Origin of the sequence: Novosphingobium sp. FKTRR1 (assembly GCF_020404405.1) — a bacterium.
Classification (GTDB): Bacteria; Pseudomonadota; Alphaproteobacteria; order Sphingomonadales; family Sphingomonadaceae; genus Novosphingobium.
This window is the reverse complement of record NZ_JAIZDA010000069.1, coordinates 1-6,279: the sequence shown is the minus strand read 5'-3', so window position 1 is coordinate 6,279 and position 6,279 is coordinate 1. Positions and strand designations below refer to the sequence as shown.

Genomic DNA, 6,279 nt, shown 5'->3' with positions numbered 1-6,279 from the left:
ATACGACCGCTCGTATGATCACTTGCTCCATCAAGCTCGCTATCGTCCAACGTCACCGCTCCCAAAAAGAGCGGCAATCAGCCTATCGCAAGCCCGCAACGCAAGGCGGCCTCCAGGCCACGCTTACCCAACTCACGCCGCTCCTGTGTAGTTGCAAAGTAAGCGGAGCCCTGACCCCACCTTGCGGTTGTAGGAAGCAGCGCCGAGTCTTTGTGTTCTGACGGACTGGGGCGCGCTGCTACTATGATAATCTCGGGTGATGATCCTGTGAGCAAGGGCGCGCAGCGATTTGAGGTTTTCACGGGTGCTGGCAAGCGGCGGGACTGGCCGCCCGAGGTGAAGGCCTCGATCGTTGCCGAGTGCTACGCTGGTGAAGGTGTCAGCGCCGTCGCGCGTCGGCACGGACTGGCTCCGTCGCAAGTTTACGCTTGGCGGCGGGATCTGCGGAAGCAGTTCGAGGCTGAGGGCCTCATTCCAGCAACGCGACGGTCGGAAGCGCCTGTCTTTGTGCCTGCCGTGATCGATGCGGTTGATGCAGCTGATCCGGCTCCCACACGTCGTTCGCGGCGCCGACGGCGAACGAGCACGGCAGCCGTCGAGTTGAAGATCGATGGAGTGGCGGTGAAGATTGGCCGTGACGCCGATGCGAGCCTGATTGCTGCGGTGATCGAAGCGCTCCGGGCAACGCGATGATCGGACCTGCTGCCGGTGCGAGAGTGATGGTCGCCACGCGCCCGGTGGATTTCCGCAAAGGCCCCGACGCGCTCGCCGCGCTGGTCGGCAAGGAGTACGGCGGCGATCCCTACTCAGGCGTGATCTACGTGTTCCGGGCGAAGCGGGCGGACCGGGTCAAGCTGGTGTGGTGGGATGGCACTGGCCTCTGCCTGATGGCCAAGAAGCTCGAGCAAGGAGGCTTTCGCTGGCCGGGGGTCCAGGACGGTGTGATGCGGCTGACCGCCGCTCAACTCGCCGCCTTGCTGGAGGGTCTGGACTGGCGCCGGGTACACGGCGGACGCCGTCCGATCGCGCCACAGATTGCCGGTTGACGGGGCGTTCTTCGGCTGATTCACTCTCGTCATGCTCATCGATGCGGACCTTCCCGAGGACGTCGAAGCGCTCCGTGCGTTCGCGCTGGAACAGGTCCGCTTGGTGGCAGCCGAACGTGCCGCTACCGCAGATTTGGCACTCGCGAAGGGCGAGGCCGATGCGGAGATTGAGCGGCTGCAGTCGATCATCGATGTCTTCATGCGGCACCGGTTCGGCCGCAAGTCCGAGCAACTCGATCCCGACCAACTCGAACTCTGCCTTGAAGATATCGAGATAGCGCTCGGTCAGGCGCGTGCTGCACGCGACGCGGTAATCACGAAGGCTGGTGGCGAACGGCCGCGCAAGGCCAACCGCGGTGCACTGCCGGCGCATCTCGAGCGGATCGAGCAGATTGTCGACGTGGATGATCGAACCTGCCCCTGCTGCGGAGGCGCGCTCCACCAGATCGGCGAGGACGTGGCTGAGCGTCTCGACGTCGTGCCGACCACCTTCCGCGTGCTGGTCACGCGCCGCCCGCGCTATGGCTGCCGCTCGTGCGAGGGCGCGATCGTCCAGGTACCGGCCCCGGCAAGGATCGTCGAGGGCGGCATCCCTACCGAGGCGCTGATCGCACAGGTCCTGGTTGCCAAGTATGCTGATCACCTGCCGCTCTACCGCCAGGCCCAGATCTACGCGCGGCAGGGTATCCAGCTCGACCGCTCAACCTTGGCGGACTGGGTTGGGCGGGCAGCATGGTATCTGCGACCCTTGCGGGATCACATTCTCGAGCGATTGCGACGATCGGAGCGGTTGTTTGCCGACGAAACCACCGCACCGGTGCTCGATCCAGGGCGCGGGCGGACCAAGACCGGTCAGCTATGGGCTTACGCCCGTGACGACCGACCATGGGGCGGCGGCGATCCACCGATGGTGGCCTATGTCTATGCCGCCGATCGTAAAGGCGAACGCGCCGAGGCGCATCTTGGTGACTTCGCCGGCATCCTGCAGGTTGATGGCTATGGCGGCTACACCGCGCTCGCCAAGCGGCGGCAGCAGATCCAGCTCGCATTCTGCTGGTCACACGTGCGCCGGAAGTTCTACGAGCTGGCGGACAAGTCCCCGGTTGCGACCGAGGTGCTGCGCCGGATCGCTATGCTCTACGTGATCGAGGACGAGGTTCGCGGCACCTCCGCGGAGCAGCGCCGCGCCGTACGCGCCGAACGAGCCCGCGTCATCGCCGATGACCTGCACGTCTACCTCGAGGCACGCCTCCGGCAGGTCAGCGCCAAGAGCAAGCTTGCTGATGCCATCCGCTACGCGCTGACCCGCTGGCCCGGGCTGACGCTGTTCCTTGATGACGGCCGCGTCGAGCTGGATTCCAACACCGTCGAGCGGTCGATCCGGCCTCTGGCCCTCAATCGCAAGAATGCACTCTTCGCAGGCTCTGACGAGGGCGGCGACAACTGGGCGGTGATCGCCACGCTCATCGAGAACTGCAAGATCTCGGATATCAACCCACATGCATGGATGGCCGAGACTCTCTCCAAGCTCGCCGCGGGTCACCCGGCCAACGCCGTCGGCGAACTCATGCCGTGGACCGCCGTGGCCTGAGAACACCGCTCTCATGACTGCCATCCGAGACGCTGGCCGAGTTTACTCCTTCGCTGGCCTCGAGACCAGCGGTCGCATTGACCTTGGCGGGTGTGCCGCGGGCGCCTGATCGACGACGATTGATCATGCTCTCATCCGCGGGTTGATTACCGCACTACCCGTATCCGTCGCTGGGCCTATCCTCCGTCTAAGTTCGGGCGTCGGACGAACCTGCCCCACCGTACACCGTGGATTGCCCATCACAGTCGGGTGCCCGCGGCACGCCGGCCAAGGCTATGCAGTTGGTGCGCTGGCGCCTCCTCTCGTTAATGTCGTGGGTGGATCAGCCGGCTATCGCCGGCGACACCCGACGGGCGATGTCCCAGGCATAGCCGACCAGTTCACGCGCGATCGCGGTGGTCACCTTGGGCTGAGGCTTGCCCGTGGCCGCCAGGCGACGGTAGCGCTGGCACAGGCGAACCTGCGCTTTCCACCCGATCGCCTGGATGTCCTCGGACAAGTCGATGACCCGCTCACGGTAGCGTCGTTCCTCGCGAGCGGGCAGTCGATACGACCAGCCCGCCTCAATCAGCATGGTTCGTGCCTGCGCGTTGCCCGCGCGGGTGATCCGGCCCCGTTTGGTCCGAGCGCCGCTGGAGTGCTCGGACGGCACCAAGCCGACATACGCCATCAGTTGCTTGGGATTGTCGAAGCGGGTGAGATCGCCTACTTCAGCGACCAGCGTCGCAGCGCTGACCAGCCTGATACCGCGCAGGACCTGTAGATTGCGGACCAGCGGCGCAAAACACCATGCGTCCACCGCTTCAGTCAGCGCCGCTTCTAAGCGCCCAACCCGTGCCTGCGCCTCCAGCACCCGCTTCTGCATTTCCTCGAATGCCAGCTGTTGGTGGGGAAAATCGAACCGCTGCTCGGACAACCACCGCCAGTACATTTTCGTCCAGGCCGCCTTGCCGCCGAAACGACGATCATGACGCAACAGGAAGCTGCGCACTGTCTGCTTGGCTCCGATGGCATCATCTTGCGCGCTGCGTCGCGCGCGGATGAGATCGCGTACCGCCTCGTGCGCTTCGTCCGGTATCCAGATTGCGGTGAGTTCGCCAGCGCGTAGCAGCCGCGCCAGGGTCATCGCGTCACGCCGGTCCGTCTTTACATGGTCACCCGGGCGCCGCGGCATCATCGAGGGGGCGATGACGATGCAATTCTGTCCCAGCTTCGTCAGCAGCCGATGCAAGCCATACCCGCAGGGACCAGCTTCGTAGCAGACGTTCAACGTCACGCCCGGTCCAGTCAGCCGCTTGACCAGCTTCCTGATCGCATCGTCCTCGTTGGCGACCGTGCCGACGAAACGCACCTCGCCTCCGCGTTCCCCATCGGCAACCGCGACCGCAATGGTTTCCTTATGAACGTCCAGACCAACGTATTTCACCGTCTCCGTCATGACTCGTCTCCGCTGCTGACAAATCCATCATCAGCATCTCAGATTCGAGCCTCCGAGGCTCTGGCAGTCATGGGGTCTTACGTTGCAAAAACGTCGGGTTCCACCGAAACCGGCCATTCCGCGTAGCATGCGCTTCGCGATCGCTGCCGCCAAAATAGGTTCGTTCGCACGAAAAAATCGCGCCATTAATAGCTATCTGACATGCAAGGGCTTTAGCTGGCGCCAAATGACCATTGACTTAGTTACAGGTATGTTTTGTGCTGGAGCGGATTGCGTGTCGGTTAAAGACTGAAGAGTATTTGAGTTTTCGAGTTTTCATGCCAGACGATCTTCCGACGTTCTCTCAGGCTGTTACGGAAACCTTCGAAGTATGGATATACTTTCCTACAACCCTGGCCACGATGGTGCGGTCTGTCTGATCAGTGACCGGCGATTGGTGTTTTCCATCGAGGCGGAGAAGGATTCAGGGTATCGCTATTCCAATCTCACGATTCCGGAACTGCTAGATGCGACCACCAACCTGGACAAGGTGCCCCAGGTTCTTTGCATGAGTGGGTGGTGGCCCTTGGATCATCATGAGTATCGGTTCGGTTCTCACCGAAATGGGGGATACCGCGGCATCCGGCCTGAAGACGCAATCATGGACGCTGGACGCTTGTTTAGGGGTAAAACCGACTACTTCTCGTCGTCCCACGAACGTGCCCACATCTTATGCGCTTTCGGCATGTCAGATCTGCCTAGGGGAACCAGATGCTACGCCCTGATCTGGGAGGGCGAGATGGGTTCGTTCTACGAAATCGACGAATGCCTGGAAATCACCTTGCTCGCTGATGTCATGACTCAGCCGGGAAACAGATACGGAATGGCCTATGGCCTGGCTGACCCGACATTTCCTAAGGATGGTCCCTATCCGCGAGCCTCGGATGCCGGCAAGCTCATGGCGCTGGCCTCGTTCTCGACTAGGACGACGCCTACCGAAAGGGAGCAATTGCTGATCTCGCATCTCCTTGACGGCTCCTACGCCAAGCTGATCGACTACGACCGGCTAGCCGAGGCGCCACATCTAAACGTCGGCCTGGACGACCCTGAGTTTAGAAATTTCGCAGGCATCTTTAGCGATGCGATCTTTTCCCGATTCCTTCGTTTCGCGGAGGAAAACCTGGAAAGAGGGAGGCCATTAGTCATCGCCGGCGGATGCGGACTTAATTGCGACTGGAACAGCAAATGGAGGGAATGCGGGTTTTTCTCGCACGTATTCGTTCCACCGGTTGCTAACGATTCAGGTGCCGCCATCGGCACTGCGATCGATGCGCAACTACGATATACCGGTGACGCGAAGATCGACTGGGATGTCTATTCGGGCCTCGATTTCCGTCAATCGGGAGCCATTGAGATCGAGGCCTACGACGTGTTCGACGGGGATCCTCGTGTTGTGGCTCGTCTGCTTGAAGGCGGCCTCATACTCGGATGGGTCCACGGTAAGTTCGAGATAGGACCGCGGGCCCTTGGAAACCGGTCAATCCTAGCCGAGCCGTTTCGTGACGAGACGCGGATACGCCTCAACGAAATCAAGCAACGAGAGCAGTTCCGGCCGATCGCCCCTATATGCACGAAGGAGGATGCCGGGCGATGGTTCGGCTGCGACACGGATAGCCCCCACATGCTGTACACGTACCGCGCCACGACGGACGCATTGGCTGCCGTCACGCACGTCAATGGAACCGCCCGCCTTCAGACTGTGACGCCAGCGTCCAACCCGCCAATGTACGACCTTCTCACCGCCTTCCGAGAGCTGACAGGCTTCGGTGTATTATGCAACACGTCGCTGAATTTCAAAGGGAAAGGCTTTATCAACAACCTAACCGACTTGGACGCATACGCGAGGCAACATGAGCTGGACGGATTTGTGGTTGAGGGGAAAACCTACGTCCGAAAGACTTCCAGACCCTACATGCGGTATCTCCGGGCATATAGCGCAACTGAGAAACTGAGATCCGGATCGCCGTCGTGATCACGTTCTTATCTTCTCCTTTCGAAGGGGCTTTCGAAGATCACATTCATTGCGCCAGAGTTCTAAGAGCCCGAGCGAAAAGTGGTTGAGCGATATCAGTAGGTTGTGATTCAGCGTCGTTGTCGAGACGATGGAGGAAGCACATGCCCTGGACTGATACCGCTCGCCGCAAGCATATGCGGGAAGGTGCGGG

Annotated in this window: 5 protein-coding genes; 4 read left to right on the top strand and 1 reads right to left on the bottom strand. The window is 61.3% G+C overall.

Translation table 11 applies throughout. From position 1 onward, the window contains the following. Window positions 1-267 precede the first annotated feature (267 nt). The 3 genes from LDN95_RS23385 to LDN95_RS22680 are packed head-to-tail and all read left to right on the top strand — an operon-like array spanning window position 268 to window position 2,637. Window positions 268-693, top strand: a complete 426-nt coding sequence (locus LDN95_RS23385) for a transposase (protein ID WP_370631733.1) — start codon at window positions 268-270, stop codon at window positions 691-693. Beyond that, window positions 690-1,046 (top strand): IS66 family insertion sequence element accessory protein TnpB, encoded by a 357-nt coding sequence (gene tnpB / locus LDN95_RS22685; protein WP_226019778.1) that lies wholly within the window; start codon window positions 690-692, stop codon window positions 1,044-1,046. The genes LDN95_RS23385 and tnpB overlap by 4 nt, the downstream gene beginning before the upstream one ends. A gap of 31 nt (window positions 1,047-1,077) precedes the next feature. After that, window positions 1,078-2,637 (top strand): IS66 family transposase, encoded by a 1,560-nt coding sequence (locus LDN95_RS22680; RefSeq protein WP_226019777.1) that lies wholly within the window; start codon window positions 1,078-1,080, stop codon window positions 2,635-2,637. A gap of 322 nt (window positions 2,638-2,959) precedes the next feature. Here the strand turns inward: LDN95_RS22680 and LDN95_RS22675 are convergent, their stop codons facing one another. Next, complete coding sequence (locus LDN95_RS22675; protein WP_004206949.1) at window positions 2,960-4,075, bottom strand: IS110 family transposase; 1,116 nt, start codon at window positions 4,073-4,075, stop codon at window positions 2,960-2,962. A gap of 370 nt (window positions 4,076-4,445) precedes the next feature. Here LDN95_RS22675 and LDN95_RS22670 point away from each other — a divergent pair, with 370 nt between their 5' ends. Next, window positions 4,446-6,086, top strand: a complete 1,641-nt coding sequence (locus LDN95_RS22670; RefSeq protein WP_226019776.1) for a carbamoyltransferase C-terminal domain-containing protein — start codon at window positions 4,446-4,448, stop codon at window positions 6,084-6,086. Window positions 6,087-6,279 lie beyond the last annotated feature (193 nt).

Excerpts from the sequence above, each read along its gene's own strand:
- LDN95_RS22680 (WP_226019777.1), top strand. The coding sequence starts at position 1,078 with ATGCTCATCGATGCGGACCTTCCCGAGGACGTCGAAGCGCTCCGTGCG.
- LDN95_RS22675 (WP_004206949.1), bottom strand. The coding sequence starts at position 4,075 with ATGACGGAGACGGTGAAATACGTTGGTCTGGACGTTCATAAGGAAACC.
- LDN95_RS22670 (WP_226019776.1), top strand. The coding sequence starts at position 4,446 with ATGGATATACTTTCCTACAACCCTGGCCACGATGGTGCGGTCTGTCTG.
- tnpB (WP_226019778.1), top strand. The coding sequence starts at position 690 with ATGATCGGACCTGCTGCCGGTGCGAGAGTGATGGTCGCCACGCGCCCG.